The following is a 954-nucleotide window of genomic DNA, read 5'->3' as shown; positions in this document are numbered from 1 at the left end:
CGCCTCGATCGCGTTCGTCGTGTAAATGATCCGCCGCACGTCGTCTGGGAAGGCGAAGAACGGGATGACCTCACCCCAGGCACGCCGCCAGTTCTGGCCGATCGCGGGATAGCGCTGGCCCCAGGGACTGGCCTCGAACGCCGTCAGCGCCTTTTCGGCAGCGTCAGCATCTGTGGCGCGGTAAATCTCCTTGAGCGCGGTTGCCAGCCCTTTGCGGTCTTTCCAGGATACGAAGTCCATGGAGTTGCGCAGCAGATGGACAATGCACGTTTGAACAATTGCCTCCGGGAACACGGCGGTGATCGCATCAGGGAAGCCCTTCAAGCCATCGACGACAGCGAGAAGGATATCTTCGACGCCGCGGTTCCGCAGTTCGTTCATCACCCGCAGCCAGAACTTGGCGCCTTCGTTTTGCTCCAGCCACAGGCCCAGAACCTCCTTGGTGCCATCAGCACGGACGCCCAGCGCGATATGGATCGCCTTGTTGCGGACCATGCCTTCATCGCGGATCTTGACCCGGATCGCGTCGAAGAAAACCAACGGATAAACCGGGTCGAGCGGCCTTTGCTGCCAGGTGGCAACTTCGTCGAGGACAGCATCGGTCACCGTGCTGATCAGATCCGGCGATACGTCGATACCGTACAGATCGCGCAGGTGCCCGGTGATCTCCCGCGTGCTCATGCCCCGCGCATACATCGACACAATCTTCTCATCGAAGCCCGGAAAGCGGCGCTGATACTTGGCTATCAGCTGCGGGTCGAAGCTAGACTGGCGGTCGCGCGGGACATCAATCTCCAGCTTGCCGGTCTCGGTCATTACGGTCTTCCGGCCATAGCCGTTGCGCGTGTTGCCGGCACCTTCGCCTGTCGCAAGATGGTGATCCATCTCCGCGTTTAACGCGCGCTCCGTCAGCGCCTTCTTCAGCGAATCCAGCAAGCCACCTTGTTCAAATGC

1 protein-coding gene is annotated in these 954 nt (G+C 60.6%); it reads right to left on the bottom strand.

The window, feature by feature from the left end; all coding sequences use genetic code 11:
• On the bottom strand, positions 1-954 hold a 954-nt coding region (locus SxD43FB_RS23760; RefSeq protein WP_141249647.1), incomplete at both ends, for an IS256 family transposase.

It is taken from the genome of Sphingobium sp. D43FB (assembly GCF_002312805.1).
In the GTDB taxonomy this organism is placed as follows: Bacteria; Pseudomonadota; Alphaproteobacteria; order Sphingomonadales; family Sphingomonadaceae; genus Sphingobium.
Note: the sequence above shows the minus strand (reverse complement) of the source record. Positions and strands in the feature narration are given on the sequence as shown.